Consider the following 16366-nt stretch of genomic DNA (forward strand, 5'->3'; position numbering starts at 1 on the left):
TAGCGGATGTGTACTGCGATTGTCTGGTCATGCGCGGCCTCTACTGACAAAGGGCACACCGCTTCTACTTTCGACTAACCCATCGACAGCCGGTCTGGCCTTGATTGAGCGCAAATCCATGCGGACAAATCCAGTCCGGCTCAATAACGTTGTTAAACGACTCCCTACTTGACGATACCGAGCATTTGCAGATCCGGTCTCGCTCCATCGAGAGCCGACCGGCACGTGGGCTTGAGCGTCTGACGGTTCTCGACGAGGCAAGCGAACAACCGGCCTTCGCCCCATTTTGTCGTGGCGCAGTACTTCAAAAGATCCTGTCTGCACGTCTTCACGTAGGCGCTGAGCGTGCTGAGCGCGAAACGCAGCGCCACCATGCCGTCATAGACAGCAAGCGCGCAGGACGCGGATAGCTTGTCTTCGTGTGCGTAGAGACAGAGCGCCAGACGCGCATCGGTCGGCATTGCAGCCTTGCAGTACATAGACTGCTCCGTCGCACACTTTTCCTTGATCGGCGCGAAGAGCAATTCACCCGTCGCCGCACAGCAGAGGGGCGCAGAGCCGGCAATGGCGAAGCAGGTGAGTATGAGCGTTCGAGTCTCCATCGGAAACTCCAAACTGGTTACGCACGCAGTGATCGAGTCGCGCTATCGCCTGTGTGGCGAACCCTTTGGAAGGCGTTATTAGCGTTCTGTCGTTCGTCTTATCCAGTCGCAATAGACGCGCTGAAACATTAAAAAAATATCATCATTAGTTTGCGTACATTCGCACGTGTAAACTTCCGGCGCAACGGTGTATTATATGGCTATTCCGGCCAAGGGTTCGCCAGCTCCAAAGTGAGTGGAGGCCAACTGTGTTTCGCGATTTTGTAACCAATCTGAGTACGCGGAGATTCTGGCTCAGCAAGTGGGTTGTTGCGTCGATCATATTGGCGGCGCTGCTCCTCATCGGGATTGTCGCACTCGTAACGAGCGGCATCGATTTCGATACATTCCTGAACTACTTCGCTCTAGGCTTGCTGATTTTTGTCTTTGTTACATTGTTTTACGGGATCATTGCGATCCACGACGTCCCGTATGACATCGCAAAGCATCGTGATCACCCGCACCAGGACGCCATTCACGCGGCCGGCTGGGTGAGCCTTTTCACACTCCACGCCATTTGGCCATTCCTCTGGATTTGGGCGATGCTCTATCGACCCGACCGCGGTTGGGGCATGCACGTCCCGCCGAAAGCATACGGCGAAACGCGCTTGGATGGCGTCGAGATGCTGAACAAGCGCGTCGCCAACATCGAGCGGCGCCTCGATGAAAGGATTCGCTGATGGAGCTCTTGCTGATCCTGACCTACACGGCGATCTGCGTCGCAATTTTCAAGATCTTCAAGATCCCGGTGAACAAGTGGACGCTGCCGACGGCCGTCCTCGGCGGAATATTCCTGATCGGCTTCATCCTCCTCATCATGAACTACAATCACCCGTTCACCGATAACGGGCGCATCTATTTCACGACGACGCCCATCATCCCCGACGTTAAAGGCCGCGTGATTGAAGTTCCGGTGAAACCTAACGAGATACTCAAGGAGGGAGACGTTCTATTTCGAATTGACCCAAAGCCATACCAGTTCGAGGTGGACCAAAGGCGGGCCGCGCTTGCGGAGGCCGAGCAGAATGTTTCTCAGCTCAAGGCAGCTTACGACAGCGCGCAGTCATCCGTTGCTGAGGCGACGGCGCAGCGAGATCGCGCAAAGCAGGAGTTTCAGCGCTACAATCAGGCCAACGAGAATGCGCGTAACGCAGGAAATGCCGGGCCGTTCTCTGAAGCTCAGATCGAAAATCGGCGTCAAACTTCTTTAGCCGCGGAAGGGAACCTTGACGTCGAGGTCAACAAGGCCGAGCAGGCACGTCTCGCCTACACGTCGCGGATCGGGGACGAACACACGCAGGTGGCGAAGCTCCGCGCCGCGCTCGCGGACGCCGAGTATGACCTCGAGATGACGACAGTCCGCGCGCCGGGTCCCGGCTTCGTGACACAGGTGGCGCTGCGGCCCGGCATGTACACAGTGCCTATGCCGTTGCGGCCGGTCATGGTGTTTGTGAACGCGAACGACCGGACGCTATCGGCCGGCTTCATGCAAAACGCGCTGCAAAGAGTTCGGCCGGGCGATGAGGCGGAAATCGCCTTCGATGGCGTCCCGGGAAAGGTATTCAAGGGAAAGGTTAGAACTGTTCTGGACGCGATCGCGTCAGGGCAGCTGCAGGCAGCCGGAACATTGCAGGATATGGGTGAGCGGCTGCCGGGCGGCCGGGCGGTCGCGCTGATCGACATCGAAGAGGATCTGTCGCCTTACAACCTACCGGGCGGCTCCGCGGCACAAGTTGCCGTCTACACACCCTATGCCCACCACTTCGCAATCATCCGGCGCATCCTCCTGCGCATGCGAAGCTGGCAGAACTTCATATTCTTTGAAGGCCATTGATAGGAACCACGATCATGCCGGCCTTTCGGTCTTTCCTGTGAAGTGTCGTGCGTCTCGCTACGGCCAGCGTCGTGGGATTGGCAGAAGCCAGGGGTATGCAGTGATCTGCCGCTGTTGAGGCGCGAGAGTATGCGATGCCGTCATTTGCCCGTTTCGCGCCAGGCCTTGCCGAGCTGTCCCACTACAAGCGCGCAGATATCTCGGCCGACATTGGAGCAGGCCTATCGGTCGCCGCGGTTGCTATTCCCGTAGCGCTCGCCTACGCGGAGTTGGCAGGTTTCCCGCCGCAGGTCGGTTTATATTCCAGCATCCTTCCGCTGATCGCCTACGCAATTTTCGGCACGTCGCGCCAGCTCATCGTGGGCCCGGATGCCGCCACGTGCGCCGTCGTGGCCGCCGCTGTAACGCCGTTGGCTGCGGGTGATCCCGAAACGTACGCGTCTCTATCGGCAATGCTCGCGGTTCTCACCGGGCTGATCTGTGTTGCCGCAAGTTTTTTGCGACTGGGAGTACTCGCAGACTTTCTGTCCAAGCCAATCCTGGTCGGTTTCCTCAACGGCGTAGCTCTGTCGATTGTTCTGGGGCAAGCCAGCAAGATCTTTGGATTTTCGGTTGAGGAAACCGGGATCGTTCCGAGAGTGCTGGAGATTTTCAGCAAGCTCGGGCAGGTCCATGTTGCGACGCTCGCCGTAGCCGCTGGTACGTTTGTGATCATTTGGCTTGTGCCGCGTATTCTCCCCTGGCTCCCCGGACCGCTCGCCGGACTGTGTCTCGCCGGCGCGGCCGTGCCCGTATTCGGTTTGACGGCGGCAGGTGTGAAGACCCTGGGAGTTGTGCCCGCCGGACTACCCGCACTTGCGGTTCCATACGTCGATCCGGGACACTGGCCGGCGTTGCTGGCCGACGCGGCGGGATTGGCCCTCGTCAGCTTTTCGAGCCTGATGCTGACCGCGCGCAGCTTCGCCTCGAAGAACGGCTACGAAGTCGATGCGGATCAGGACTTCGCAGCCCTTGGTGCGGCGAACGTGGCCTCGGCTCTATCGCAAGGATTTGCGATCAGCGGAGCAGATTCGCGCACCGCAATCAGTGATGCGGCTGGTGGAAGGACGCGCGCCGTCGGTCTCGTCACCGCCGCCGCGATTACCATCGTCCTGCTCTTCTTGACGGAGCCCTTGCAATACGTGCCCATCGCGGCTCTTGGCGCAGTGCTCGTCATTGCAGGGCTGTCCCTCGTCGACATCGCGACGGTCCGCTTGATCTACCGCATCGACCGGACGGAGGCGGTGCTGTCCATTCTTGCAACGCTCGGTGTTGTGGCGGTGGGTGCAGTCAATGCAATCCTCCTCGCCGTCGCGCTCGCGCTCGTACGGTTCATTAAAGCCGTGTCGCGGCCAAGTGTCGAAGTCTTGGGCAAGGTTGATGGGTTCCCGGGGCTGCATTCGCTTGAGCGGCATGAGGCGGGACAAGCCATTCCCGGCCTTCTGCTCTTCCGGTTCAATGCGCCAATAACGTTCTTCAACGCTCCCTACTTCAAACGTGAAGTCATGAAGGCCGTCGAGGCGTCGGGTCCAGACCTCAAACACGTCGTGCTCGATTTGCTGCCGATTGCCAGCATCGACTCGACCGGTCTCCTGACGATCGTGGAGGTGGAGAAGGCGCTTCGCGCGCGTGGAATCGATTTCAATGCGGCGGGGCGCGCCACGGAATGGCGCAATTGGGCGGAGAGGCGCGGATTTGAGGAGCAGCGCATCCGCCTATTTCCCACGTTGCGCCAAGCGATCCGCGAACTGTCCAGCGAACGAAAAGCAAGCCCTCGCGCGCAAAACGAGTGAGTGCGGTTGAGTGGTAAGCTCAGGTGTGTGTCTTGCGCTTGTCTGGCGACAGTTCTGCACACAACCGCTTCAGAGCTTCTGACGTATCGAACCGATCGAGAACGATCTCGATCAACGCGGGCCCATCGTTGGTGCCATGAGCCTGCGTAAGCGCGCCTTCGAACTCGTCTTCCGTCGTGACGCGACGGCCCCAACCGCTCCCGAACACCTCCGGAAGGCGGTGATATGCCCAAGGTTGGATGTCGTTATAGGGGCCTTCGTGGATGATACGTTCCGTAGTGTATCCGTCGTTATTCATCAAAAGGATGATGGCGTTGGTCTTGCGACGGCAGAGCGACGACAACTCCTGGGCTGTCATTTGAAACGCTCCATCGCCGATCAAGGCGACCGGGCGGCGCGAAGGCGCGGCCAGGGCGGCGCCCAGAGTGGCGGGCAGCGCATACCCGATCGAAAGATAGATCGCTTGCCCGATGAAGCCGACGTCGTGATGCATGACAAGGTCGGCGGCTGCAAAGATCGAGTCGCCAGTCTCGGCTACGACGGTCGTGTCGTCACCGATGAAGGAATTGATGCGCTTCATGACGTAGCTGATGGTCAAGGCGCGCCCGGGTTCGGCCGTGACATCGGTATCGAACTGCTCGGAGACGCTGAGGAAATGCGGATGCGCAAGCCCGCTGTTTGGTATGCGATCCGCAAGTCCCGATACCACATCGCCGATCCAGACCTGTTCGTAAACGTGATGGCTGATCTTCAGTCGACCGGAATTGGCCAGTATCATGCCCCGGCCTTCCAGGCCGGACGCATGCATTCCAAGATTGATGTCGCTCATCCATGCACCGAGACACAGAAGAACGTCGGCATTCTCAACGATATCGCGAACGTCCGGGCGCGATTGATATCCCTCGTACACGCCCACGGCCTGGCGGTGGTGCTCGGAAATGACGGTCTTGCCGAGCAGCGTCGTCGCGACAGGCAGGCGACTTGCCTCGACCAGACGACAGAATTCTTTCATCAAGCCGTAGCGATGCAGCTCGACGCCGCCCAGGATCACCGCGCGGCGCGCTTTCGACAGCAGCCCCATGGCCTCGTCGAGCGCTTCCGCAAGGGCCAAGGCATCCGACGGCGGCCGGTCGGGAGCAGCGAATGGGCCCGGTGCCTGACACGGATGATCCACCATGTCGGCCGGAATCTCGATCATGATCGGGCGTTTTTCAGCCATGCAACGGGCCAGCGCCGCGTCGATGCGTTGCGGAACCTCGGCGGGATCGTCGAGCAGGACGGAGGCGGCCGTGATGTGGGCATACGCCTTCTGCATCGTCGCGAAATCGCCAACGCTGTGGTGCAGCAGCATGGAGGAGCGGCGCTGCGTCGTGCGGGGGCCGCCGACGAGGACCACCAACGGCACCTGCTCCGCATAGGCACCTGCGACGGCATTCATGGCGCTGAACCCGCCGACGCCCCAGGTCACGCAAACGCAGCCGATGCCGTTGATCCGCGCATAAGCATCCGCCGCATAGCCAGCGTTGAGCTCGTTGCAGGTTCCGACGAATTCAATGCCCTGCTCGATGAGCCGATCCATGAAGGTCAGCACGTAGTCGCCGGGAACCCCGAACGCATGCTTTAGACCCGCCTGCTTCAGACGCTCGATCAAGTACCGCGCCACAGTCGCGTGAGGAGTATGGGTCAACGTCGACCTCTCCCGGCAAGATCACATCCACTCGACTATGGCACGATGCCGAGTGGACGACCCGTGAATTCGAACCCGCGTCCCCACGTGAACGCTGGGTCGGCATGTCAGCCGCGGGAGACCGCCGCGACGTGGGCGGGAAACTCCGCAGTCGCCATCAGCGCTTTACAACGGTCGAACCGGCCCGTCGCATAGGCCCAGAAGTCATCGACGGGGTTCTTGTTGGCGTGTTGGATCAGACCCCACAGAGTCCACAGGAGATCGCACATGGCCTTATAAATCACGACGCGGCCATGCTCGGCAGCGCTCGGCGTGCCGCCGAAATAGGCATGAATGAACTCGGCTTCCTTATCCGGTTGGAGCTTGGCCTCGATAATCACGTCGCCCACATCCCACAGTGGATCGTTCATGCCAGAGTATTCCCAATCGACAAGCCACATGCGGTCGCCCGTATCGAGGAAGTTTTCCGAAAGGGGATCGCAATGGCACGGCGCGAGCGGCAACGGCCGCGCGTTGAGGGCCTTCCGGATCGTCTCCGCCGAGGCGAGCACGTCGTGATAGCCCTCCGGCAAGTCCGTCGCCTTGCCGGACAGGAAATTGAGATAGTCGTCGATCATTGCGAACAGCTCGAAGCGGAAATCGAATTGTTCGCCGCTGGTGTGCAATTTGCGCAGCACGTCGGCGGCCCGTCTCGGCGCACCGGATATGGCGGCGAAATTCTCGGGTGACATGGTCACCGCGGCGTCGATAGCCGCTGTCAGCATCAAGCCGTCATCAGTCGTCGCCAGCACGGTGGGGCTCACACCGGCCCGGGCGGCTGCACGCGCGGCCACGGCCTCCACTTTGCGATTGATGTACTCTTCCGTGCCTTGGCCCGGGAGGCGCAGCACATGGTCGCCACGTCCGGTCTTGATCAGGAAAACGCGATTGGTGAGGCCGCCGAGGCGTTGCGGCGAAGCGAGGGCGATGTCGACCGCGTTGTGAAAGCCGAGACGATCCAGCGCGACCCAAACGTCGCGGACATCCTGCTCGGTGGCGCTCATCGTCCCCCCCTTTTGGGTCAGATCAAGAAAGTAGCCTCTCGTTTTTCGGATCGTAGATCGTGCGCGCCACGCGGTTTGCGGGATACGTCACGCCGAATGCCTCGATGTCGAATGTCTGCTCGTGCGCCGCTTCCGCCGGCAGCCATGCGAACGCGATGGTCTTGCCGACAGTGTTCCCGAACCCGCAGCTCGCGGTCTGGCCGACCACGCGGCCATCTTTCAATATCGTCTCGCCACCATGGAAGGGCGCAAAGCCCTCGACCGTCAACGTGCAGAGCCGGCGCGCGGGCCCCTTGGCGTGCACGGCCTCCAGCGCTGCGCGGCCAATGAAGTCCTTGCCGAAGTCGACAGTGTTTTCCAGACCGGCCGACAGCGGATCGTAGTCGGGCCCGATCTCGGCCGACCAATAGACGTAGCCCTTCTCCAGGCGACACGTTTCGATGGCGCGATAGCCTACGTCGCGGATGCCGTGCGCCGCACCTGCGGCCTTGAGCGCTTCGTAAAGCCCCGGCGCGTACTCCGTCGGGACGTGAAGCTCGTATCCGAGTTCACCCACATAGCCCACACGGACCGCGCGCACCGGCACGTGCCCGACCTCGATATCGCGCACGGCAAGGAACGGAAACGCCTCATTGGAGAGATCGTTGTCCGACAGAGACTGCAACACCGCGCGCGACGCCGGCCCGCAAATGTTGAGCACGGCCCACGCCGACGTGACGTCGCGCAGCGAAACGGAGCCATCCGCCGGAAGATTGCGGCGCACCCAGCTCGCATCCCGCACACCGAACGCGGAGCCGGAGATCATCAGGAAGCGCTCGGGGGCGAGATGCAGCAGCGTCACCTCGGCTTCAACGCCGCCCTTGGCGTTGAGCATCGTCGTATAGATGCAGCGGCCCGGCGCGCCGTCGATGCGGTTTGCGCAGATGCGTTCGAGCGCCTCTGTGGCTCCAGGTCCCTCGATCTCGAACTTGGAGAACGAGGTCTGGTCGATCAGTGCAACAGATTCGCGAATGTGGCGGTGTTCTGCGCCCACAAGCTCGAACCAACTCGGCTTCTCTTCGAAGCTAGAAACTTCCTCGCGCGACACGCCGGGACCCGCAAACCACAGAGGCCGCTCCCAGCCGAAGCGCGCACCGAACACGGCGCCGGCTTGCGCCACGTGAGCATGCACCGGCGAGCGGCGCAGGCCGCGCCCGGCCACGGTTTCCTCGGCCGGCCAATGGATCTTGTAGTAGCTCCCATAAGCTTCGATCGCGCGATCTTCGAGATAACGGCCGGTGTTGTGCGGCACGCCGAAGCGGCGCACGTCGAAGGCCCAAAGATCCATTCCGGGATCGCCATCGAGGATCCAGTTGGCCATCGCCTCGCCTGCGCCACCTGACGCTGCGATGCCGGCCGTGAATCCGCAGGCGACGAAGAAATTGTCGAGCTCAGGCGCGAGCCCCATGATTGGCTCGCCGTCCGCAGACACGGGAATGGGGCCGTTGATCACGGTCTGAATGCCGATTTCGTTCAACACCGGCAGGCGTTCGGCGCACGGCAGCGCGAAAAGTTCGAGCCGCTCAAAATTCTCGGGAAACAGTTCGCGCCCGAATGCAAACGGCGGCCGCGACCGCCAGCAGCCCCTTGTTCCGTCTTCCCAGCCGCCGATGGCGAACGCCCCGACGTCCGGCTTCAGATAGAAATTCTTGTCCGGATCACGCAGCGTCGGCAGAGTTTTCGGCAGCTCGAGCTTCTTCTCTGTCAGGAAGTACTGATGTTCGACGACGCCCGCGGCAAGCGCCACGCCCGCCATCTCGCCGAGCCGCTTCGCCCAGAGCCCGGCACAATTGACGAGAATCTCGCAGCTAACCGTGCCGTGATCGGTGGCGACGCCGACAACGCGGCGTCCGTCCTTGAGGATCTCGGTGACACAAACGCCTTCCTGGATCGTTACACCAGACTTGCGCGCGGCCGCCGCGTAGGCGTGCGTGAGACCGTAGGGATCGACGTAGCCGTCCGAGGGAATGAACGCGGCGCCGACGACACCTTCCGGATCGATGTATGGAAAGAGCTTCTGCGCTTCGGCGGCCGAAAGGGCATGACACTCAAAGCCAAAGCTCTTTGCCAGCGTCATCGAGCGGCGAATTTCGCTCCACCGTTCTGGAGACGATGCAAGCCGCAGAGAGCCCACTTTGCGCCAGTCGATGACGTGCCCAGATTCCGTTTCCAGGCGATCGAACACTGCGACCGAATTCTGCATCAGGCGCGTGAGGTTCCGCCGCCCGCGAAGCTGGCCGACAAGACCGGCTGCATGCCACGTGCAGCCATCCGTGATGCGGGATTTTTCGAGGACCAGGACATCGCGCTCGCCGCGACGACCGAGATGGTAGGCAAGAGAGCACCCCACGGCGCCGCCACCAACGATGACGATACGGGCGTGTTTGTCGAAGGCAGTCGGCATGAAGCCACTCGCGCGATATCAATCCAGCCAAAGTGTCGCGACTTTCCACTTCAGTCAAACAAAGATGATGCCAAAGCTTTGATCAATCCATAATTTTATGGATTTGGCGTGGATAATGGGGCACGGTCCCTCGCAAACCGCCGCAAGGGCTGGCCAGGGACGAGACGACAATGAACGACTACGCAGCGATTTCCACCTTCGCTGAGGAACTTGCCGACGTCGCGCGGCGCATCGCGCGCGAGCACTTCCGCTCCACGACCGCATTCGATCTCAAGGCGGATTCGAGCCCGGTGACGGTCGCCGACAAAGCCATCGAACGCGCGCTCCGCGCTGACATCGAGGAGCGCTTTCCCGAGCACGGCATCTTCGGCGAGGAAACAGGCCGGACCGAAGGCGATGGGCGCATCTGGGTGCTGGATCCCATCGACGGCACCAAGAGCTTTATTACTGGCATGCCGCTGTTCGGCGCCCTGATTGCCTTCGTCGAGCAAGACCGCCCACAGCTCGGCATCATCGAGATGCCGGCGCTCAAGGAGCGGTGGTCGGCCTCGCAGGGCGTGACCGCGTTTGCCGGCCGTCCCTGCCGCACAAGCGACTGCAAGACGCTGGCGGACGCGCGCGTGCATACCGCGTCGCCAGATATCTTCACCGGGCAGGATTGGGAGCGCTACGAGCGCATGAGCCGGCAGGCCGCGATCCGCCGCTTTGGCGGCGACTGCTACCAGTATGGCCTCCTGGCGTCCGGCTTCTGCGATGTGGTCGTGGAAGCCTCCCTCATGCCGTACGACTACATGGCACTTGTGCCCGTGGTCGAAGGTGCGGGTGGATGCATCACCGATTGGGAGGGGCGCCCGCTCGATTTCAATTCCGACGGGCGCGTGGCTGCGGCCGCCAGCAAGGCGCTGCACGCGGAAACACTCGAATATCTAAGCGGAAACGCTTAGGAGGCCGCCGCCTCGGCCTCGTCGGTTGCCGCGAGGACGACCTCCGTTCCGGCGGCTTCGAATTTCTGCCGAAGCGCCGCCGGTGGCGGCGCATCGCAAACGAACATCGACACCGGCTCGAAGCTGCAGACGCGTACGCGCGCCTTGGCCGTGTACTTCCAGGCATCGGCCGCCACGATGACCCGGTCCGCCCGGTCGATCATCGTGCGCGCGACACGCGCTTCGTCGATATCGAAATCCATGAAGCCGTCCTTGGCATCGATGCCGCCTATGGAAAGAATGGCAAGGTCGCCGCGGAACTCGCGGATCAGCTCGATCGCCTCGTGACCGACGGCGGCGCCGATATCGGCCCGCAAGGCACCGCCAGCGAGATGCACCGTGCAGTCTCCCCGGCCCACCATGGTGCGCGCGATCTCGATCGAGTTTGTCACGATCGTGAGGCCCGTCTTCTGCAGGAGCGCGTGCGCGACGTAGGTCGTCGTCGAGCCGGAATCCATGAGCAGAGTCATGCCGTCGGAGACGCGATCCGCGACCGCCTTCGCAATTGCACGCTTGGCTTCGACGCGTTCTTTGATGCGCCGCGAAAAAGGCGGTTCCGCTAACGCACCTGCGAGAATGACGCCGCCGTGCACGCGATGCACCGCGCCTTGATCGACGAGATCTTTCACATGTCGGCGAATGGTTTCGTCCGACACGTTGAGGCGCTCGGCGAGCGAAGCAATCGACTCGCGCCCGGTCACTCGCAGTGCATCAAGAATTGCGCTCTGCCATCGCGTTGGAAAATTCATGGGCATCTCACGTACATTTGCGCCCATTTTCGGATCAAAAACCACAAAAGACAACAAATCATTTGAATACGTGTTGACAGTTTGTGGGACTATGCGCGACGCTTTGACCGCGCTTGCAGGCCGGCCTCGAACGTTTTTGCAGCGGCCGCCACTTTGCGCAGGGAGTTTTGTCGGTACCTCAAATCGCATCGGGTGAAAAATGGTGAAGCTTCGCTCCACGGCCGCGCTGGCGGCTCTCGCGCTCGCCTCTCTGTTGCCGCCGCCGGCTCTGGCGGACGACTCTAAAGACCCCATTAAGCTCACGCTTCACGACTGGACGGGTCAGCTCGTCAGCGCCCACATCATGGGCGAAGTGCTGAAGAAGGCCGGTCTCAATATCGAATACGTTCAGGCCGACTATCTCGCGCAGTTCGCGGGCCTCAAGACCGGCGACGTCCACGTCGCCATGGAGATCTGGGCCACCACCGGCAAGGATGCGCTCGAAGAGGCCGTCGCGACCAAGAAAGTCGAAAACCTCGGCGAAACGGGCATGCTCGCCATCGAGGAGTGGTGGTACCCGCTCTACATGAAGGAGAAGTGTCCCGGTCTTCCGGACTGGCAGGCTCTCAAGAAGTGCGCCGAGCAGTTCAGCATCCCCGAAACCGCGCCGAAGGGCCGCTACGTCGGTGCACCCGCCACGTGGGGCGGCTTTGATGACGAGCGCGTTGAAGCGCTCGATCTTCCGTTCGAGGTGGTCCACGCCGGAACCGACGCGGCCCTCTTTGCCGAGCTGGAATCCGCCTATCAGCGCCAGGCGCCGGTCGTGCTGTGGGTCTATGCGCCGCACTGGGCGCCGATCAAATACAAGGGCGAATGGGTCGAATTCCCGAAATATGAGTCCGCCTGTTACACGGATCCTGCGTGGGGCATCAACAAAGAGAAAGCCTACGATTGCGGAAAGCCGCGCGGGGCGATTTGGAAGGCCGCATGGTCGGGCCTGAAAGACAAATGGCCGACCGCCCACAGCGCGATCAAGAATTTCGAGTTCACCAATGACGAAATGGGCAAGCTTGTCGGCGAGATCGATCTCGACGGCAAAAAGCTCGATGACGTCGTTGCGGCCTGGATGAAAGACAACGAGCCGCGCTGGAAGAAGTGGATCGGCGGCTGACGTTGCGCACGACACCGCTGCGTTTCAGGTCTGCGAGCTAGGGCCTGAAACGCACTTTGCCTCCGCCTTGGATCAACGGATTTGCCGATGACCAGCGCCGCTCTCGTTTGCCGCAACCTTTGGAAGCTGTACGGGCCAGACCCGCAGGGCTTCATGGCCAAACACGCGCCGCCAACCGACGCAGCGCTGAAGGCCGCGGGGTATGTTGCCGCCGTCGCGGACGCGTCGCTCGAAATCGAGCGCGGCGAGATCTTCGTCATCATGGGGCTCTCGGGCTCAGGAAAATCCACACTCGTCCGTTGCCTTTCGCGCCTCATCGAACCCACGAGCGGTACGGTGCTGTTTGAAGGTGTGGACCTTCTCGCAGCCCCGCCCGCGGAATTGATCGAGCTGCGCCGGCACAAGATGGGCATGGTGTTCCAGCACTTCGCCCTGCTCCCTCATTTGAGCGTGCTCGACAACGTCGCCTTCCCGCTCGAGATCCGCGGCACGCCGCGGCGCGAGCGGGACAAGGCCGCGCGCGAGATGATCGATCTCGTGGGGCTCGGCGGACGCGAGCAAAACCTTCCCTACCAGCTTTCGGGCGGCCAGCAGCAGCGCGTGGGCATTGCTCGTTCGCTGATCACGAATCCGGATATCTGGTTTCTCGACGAGCCGTTCTCGGCGCTCGATCCTCTCATCCGGCGAGAGATGCAGAACGAGTTCATGCGCCTGCAGGAGGCGCTGCATAAGACGATCGTCTTTATCACCCACGACTTCGAGGAAGCGGTCCGCGTCGGCGATCGTATCGCGATCATGCGCGACGGCCGCGTCGTCCAGGTTGGAACGCCCGAGGACCTCGTGCGTGCGCCGGCCGACGACTACGTCGCCGAATTCACGCGCGACGCCCCGCGCAGCAAGATCCTCTCGGCCCGCGCCATCATGCGTGATGCGGTACCCGGTGAGAACATCGCCGGGCTCGTCCCAGCCACCGCGAAAGTCCGCGAGTTCGCGGCACGCATCGAAGGATCGGATCTTCCGTTGGGCGTCGCCGACGAGGCCGGACAGCAAATCGGCATCGTTGATCGGCGCGCCGTGATGGCCGTGCTCGTCGGCACCGGGGCGCAGGCATGACGGTGGCGGCCGTGGACAGCAACGCGTCCGTCGGTGAAGCGCGGCCCAATCCTGCACTCGTCGCCGTAGGCGTTATTGCGGGGCTCGCACTCCTCTCCTTCATCTTCAAGGATAGTATTCCGAGCTGGATGCGGGAGCTCCCGCCGAGCTGGCGCATCGGGCTCGACGCGGCGATCTCGGCCACGATGAAGTGGCTTGTCGAGCAGGCGAGCTTCGGTCTCTTCACGTTCAAGGAATTGACGCGCGCCCTCGCCGATCTGCTGAACGTACCGCTGGACTTCGCAACGTCCGTCCTCGCCACCGGATTGCGGGATGGTCGCGGTTCCGCAGCCGTGCAAATCGCGCCGCCGATGCCATGGCTTGCCGTCGTCGGCTGCGTCGCCGCCTTGGGCTATCGCTTCGGCGGAACGCGTCTCGCGCTTCTGGCAGGCGGCGCCTTCCTCTATTTGGCGGTGTTCGGCCAATGGGCGAGTGCCATGCTCACGCTCTCGTCGATCGTCGTTGCGGCCCCACTCGGCATCGCTGCCGGATTGCTTCTGGGTATCGCTGGTTACAAGGCGTCGCTGTTCAAGAAGTTGATCACGCCGATTCTCGATCTCATGCAGACGGTCCCGACGTTCGCCTACCTGGTGCCGATCCTGTTCCTGTTCGGCTTCGGGCCGGTGGCGGCCATGATCGCGACCATGATCTACGCGCTGCCGCCGATGGTGCGCGTGACCATGACAGCTCTCGAGACCGTACCGCGTGAGATCGTGGAATATGGCACGATGGCGGGCACCACGCCGCGTCAGATGATCACCAAGGTGATGCTACCGGCCGCGCGCCCGCAACTGCTCGTCGGCGTGAACCAGGTGATCATGCTGTCCCTCAACATGGTCATCATCGCCTCGATGATTGGCGCAGGCGGTCTTGGCTTTGACGTGCTCACGAGTTTACGCCGTCTCGACATCGGCCGTGGACTCGAAGCCGGCGTCGCGATCGTCGTTCTCGCGATCGCCCTCGATCGCTTGAGCCAGGCCTACGCCGAAGGCGCGCGCCTTCGCGAGGCGAAGGGCGGCGGGCTGCAGTTTTCGCTGGGGCTCGCTGGGTTCGTTGCCGTCATCTACCTGCTCGGCCTCGCTGTTCCCTTCGTCGCCACTTACCCGCAGGAACTGCAAGTTTCCACGGCGCCCTGGTGGGCCGACGCGGTGAAATGGATCAACGTCAACCTCTTTGACGTCTTCGACGCCGTGAAAAACTTCGTGCTGCTCAATATCCTGCTGCCTGTGAAGCGCTTCATGCTCGCGCAGCCCTGGCCGCTCGTGGTGGCGGCGCTGGCCTACACGGGGTGGTGTCTTGGGGGCGTCCGCCTTGCCGCCCTCGTCGCAGGGCTCTCGCTGTTCATCGTCGTGAACGGGCAGTGGGAGTACGCGATGATCACGATCTACCTCTGCGCGATCTCCGTGGTCTTCGCGGCTTTGATCGGCATCCCGCTCGGCATCTATGCAGGGCTCAACCCGCGCGCTTGGCGCGTTGTCGAGCCGATCATGGATACGCTGCAGACCTTGCCGAGTTTCGTCTACCTGATTCCGGCCGTGATGCTGTTCCGCGTTGGCGACTTCACGGCCATGCTGGCCATCGTGCTTTATGCGCTGACGCCGGCCGTCCGCTACGCCGCTCATGGCATCCGTCAGGTGCCCGTGATGTTGACCGAGGCGGGCACGGCAATGGGGTGCACTCCAAGCCAGATCCTGCGCCGCATCCGCATCCCATTTGCACTTCCGACCATCCTGCTCGGCATCAATCAGACGGTGATGCTGGCGCTCTCTATGCTTGTCATCACTGCCCTCGTCGGCACGCGCGATCTCGGTCAGCAGGTCTACATGGCGCTGACCAAGGCCGATGTCGGCAAGGGGTTGGTGGCGGGCCTCTGCGTCGCCGCGATCGCCATCACGGCCGATCGCCTGATCGGCGCGGCAGCGAACCGGCTCGCTACCCAACGAAGCGGGGTGACGCATGGATGAGCGCGTCTCAGACCCGCTGCGCGACCGCGTCGCCAACCTCGGCCTTTGGTTCGGCCGCGTCGATCCCGTGCCGCTTGCGGGCGGCATCACGAACAAGAACTTTGTCGTCGAGGATCGCGGCAGGAAGTATGTCGTCCGCACCGGCGGCGACATCCTCGTCCATGGCATTGTTCGGGCGAGCGAGCTTGCGGCCGCGCGCGCGGCCGAGGCCGCGGGCATAAGCCCCGCCGTGATCCACGCCGAGCCCGGCATCATGGTCATCGACTTCATCGAGGGCCGCACGTTCGCGCCGGAAGACGTGCGCAACCCGTCGAACTTCGACGGCCTTGTCGACCTCGTGAAACGATGCCATCGCGACGTTGCGCTGCATCTGCGCGGCCCCGCGTCGATGTTCTGGCCATTTCACGTCATTCGCGACTACGCTCATACCCTGCGTGAAGGCCAGAGCCGCCACGGCCCGCTCCTCACGGACCTTCTCGATCGCTCGGCACGGTTAGAGCGCGCGGTAGGTCCGATCGATATCGTGTTTGGCCACAACGATCTGCTCGCCGCGAACGTCCTCGACGACGGAAAGCGGCTCTGGCTGCTGGACTGGGACTACGCCGGTTTCAACTCGCCGCTGTTCGATCTCGGCGGACTCGCATCCAACAGCGAGATGCCGGCGGAGATGGCCGAAGCCTTTGTCTCCGCCTACTTCGGACGGCCCGTCGATGACGAGCTTCGGCGCAAGGCGGCAGCCATGACGGCCGTCTCGCTCCTGCGCGAAACGCTCTGGGCCATGGTGTCCGAGATCCATTCCACGGTCGATTTCGACTACGCGGCCTACACGGCCGAAAACCTGTCCCGCTTCGAGGCGTCCTACGCCCGCTACAAGACGATGGAGTAAAC

The 16366-nt window shown here is 62.2% G+C and carries 13 protein-coding genes; 8 read left to right on the plus strand and 5 right to left on the minus strand.

Annotated features, from left to right (window positions below; translation table 11 throughout):
* Positions 1 to 164: 164 nt before the first annotated feature.
* The gene (locus VHO05_RS06210; RefSeq protein ID WP_329645728.1) at positions 165 to 602 is read right to left on the minus strand and encodes a hypothetical protein; all 438 of its coding nucleotides are present in this window, start codon (positions 600 to 602) and stop codon (positions 165 to 167) included.
* Between the two features lie 371 nt (positions 603 to 973).
* Between VHO05_RS06210 and VHO05_RS06215 the strand changes: the two genes are divergently transcribed.
* From VHO05_RS06215 to VHO05_RS06225, 3 genes are all read left to right on the plus strand, one after another.
* Positions 974 to 1321, plus strand: a complete 348-nt coding sequence (locus tag VHO05_RS06215) for a DUF3302 domain-containing protein (RefSeq protein ID WP_329645859.1) — start codon at positions 974 to 976, stop codon at positions 1319 to 1321.
* Positions 1321 to 2475, plus strand: coding sequence for an HlyD family secretion protein (locus VHO05_RS06220; RefSeq protein WP_329645729.1), 1155 nt, complete (start codon positions 1321 to 1323; stop codon positions 2473 to 2475). Before VHO05_RS06215 ends, VHO05_RS06220 begins: the two co-directional genes overlap by 1 nt.
* Before the next feature lie 134 nt (positions 2476 to 2609).
* Entirely contained in the window at positions 2610 to 4307 is a 1698-nt protein-coding gene (locus VHO05_RS06225; protein WP_329645730.1) for a SulP family inorganic anion transporter, read from the plus strand.
* A 19-nt stretch (positions 4308 to 4326) separates the two neighbouring features.
* Here VHO05_RS06225 and VHO05_RS06230 read toward each other — a convergent pair whose 3' ends face one another.
* From VHO05_RS06230 to VHO05_RS06240, 3 genes are all read right to left on the minus strand, one after another.
* A complete protein-coding gene (locus tag VHO05_RS06230) occupies positions 4327 to 5994 on the minus strand; it encodes an alpha-keto acid decarboxylase family protein (RefSeq protein WP_329645731.1) in 1668 nt (555 codons plus the stop codon).
* 107 nt (positions 5995 to 6101) lie between these two features.
* The gene (locus VHO05_RS06235; protein WP_329645732.1) at positions 6102 to 7037 is read right to left on the minus strand and encodes a phosphotransferase; all 936 of its coding nucleotides are present in this window, start codon (positions 7035 to 7037) and stop codon (positions 6102 to 6104) included.
* 22 nt (positions 7038 to 7059) lie between these two features.
* A complete protein-coding gene (locus VHO05_RS06240) occupies positions 7060 to 9480 on the minus strand; it encodes an FAD-dependent oxidoreductase (RefSeq protein WP_329645733.1) in 2421 nt (806 codons plus the stop codon).
* Positions 9481 to 9650: 170 nt separating this feature from the next.
* Between VHO05_RS06240 and hisN the strand changes: the two genes are divergently transcribed.
* Positions 9651 to 10424, plus strand: coding sequence for a histidinol-phosphatase (gene hisN, locus VHO05_RS06245; RefSeq protein ID WP_329645734.1), 774 nt, complete (start codon positions 9651 to 9653; stop codon positions 10422 to 10424).
* Here the strand turns inward: hisN and VHO05_RS06250 are convergent.
* Complete coding sequence (locus VHO05_RS06250) at positions 10421 to 11212, minus strand: DeoR/GlpR family DNA-binding transcription regulator (protein ID WP_329645735.1); 792 nt, start codon at positions 11210 to 11212, stop codon at positions 10421 to 10423. The genes hisN and VHO05_RS06250 overlap by 4 nt on opposite strands.
* Positions 11213 to 11411: 199 nt before the next feature.
* Here VHO05_RS06250 and VHO05_RS06255 point away from each other — a divergent pair, with 199 nt between their 5' ends.
* The 4 genes from VHO05_RS06255 (at position 11412) to VHO05_RS06270 (ending at position 16364) form a co-directional block, all read left to right on the plus strand.
* On the plus strand, positions 11412 to 12362 hold the full coding sequence (locus tag VHO05_RS06255) for an ABC transporter substrate-binding protein (protein WP_329645736.1): 951 nt from the start codon (positions 11412 to 11414) through the stop codon (positions 12360 to 12362).
* Between the two features lie 87 nt (positions 12363 to 12449).
* The gene (locus tag VHO05_RS06260; RefSeq protein WP_329645737.1) at positions 12450 to 13475 is read left to right on the plus strand and encodes a betaine/proline/choline family ABC transporter ATP-binding protein; all 1026 of its coding nucleotides are present in this window, start codon (positions 12450 to 12452) and stop codon (positions 13473 to 13475) included.
* The gene (locus VHO05_RS06265; RefSeq protein ID WP_329645738.1) at positions 13472 to 15478 is read left to right on the plus strand and encodes an ABC transporter permease; all 2007 of its coding nucleotides are present in this window, start codon (positions 13472 to 13474) and stop codon (positions 15476 to 15478) included. Before VHO05_RS06260 ends, VHO05_RS06265 begins: the two co-directional genes overlap by 4 nt.
* Positions 15471 to 16364 (plus strand): phosphotransferase, encoded by an 894-nt coding sequence (locus VHO05_RS06270; RefSeq protein WP_329645739.1) that lies wholly within the window; start codon positions 15471 to 15473, stop codon positions 16362 to 16364. Before VHO05_RS06265 ends, VHO05_RS06270 begins: the two co-directional genes overlap by 8 nt.
* Positions 16365 to 16366 lie beyond the last annotated feature (2 nt).

Source organism: Hyphomicrobium sp., from assembly GCF_036262015.1.
Taxonomy (GTDB): domain Bacteria; phylum Pseudomonadota; class Alphaproteobacteria; order Rhizobiales; family Hyphomicrobiaceae; genus Hyphomicrobium_C.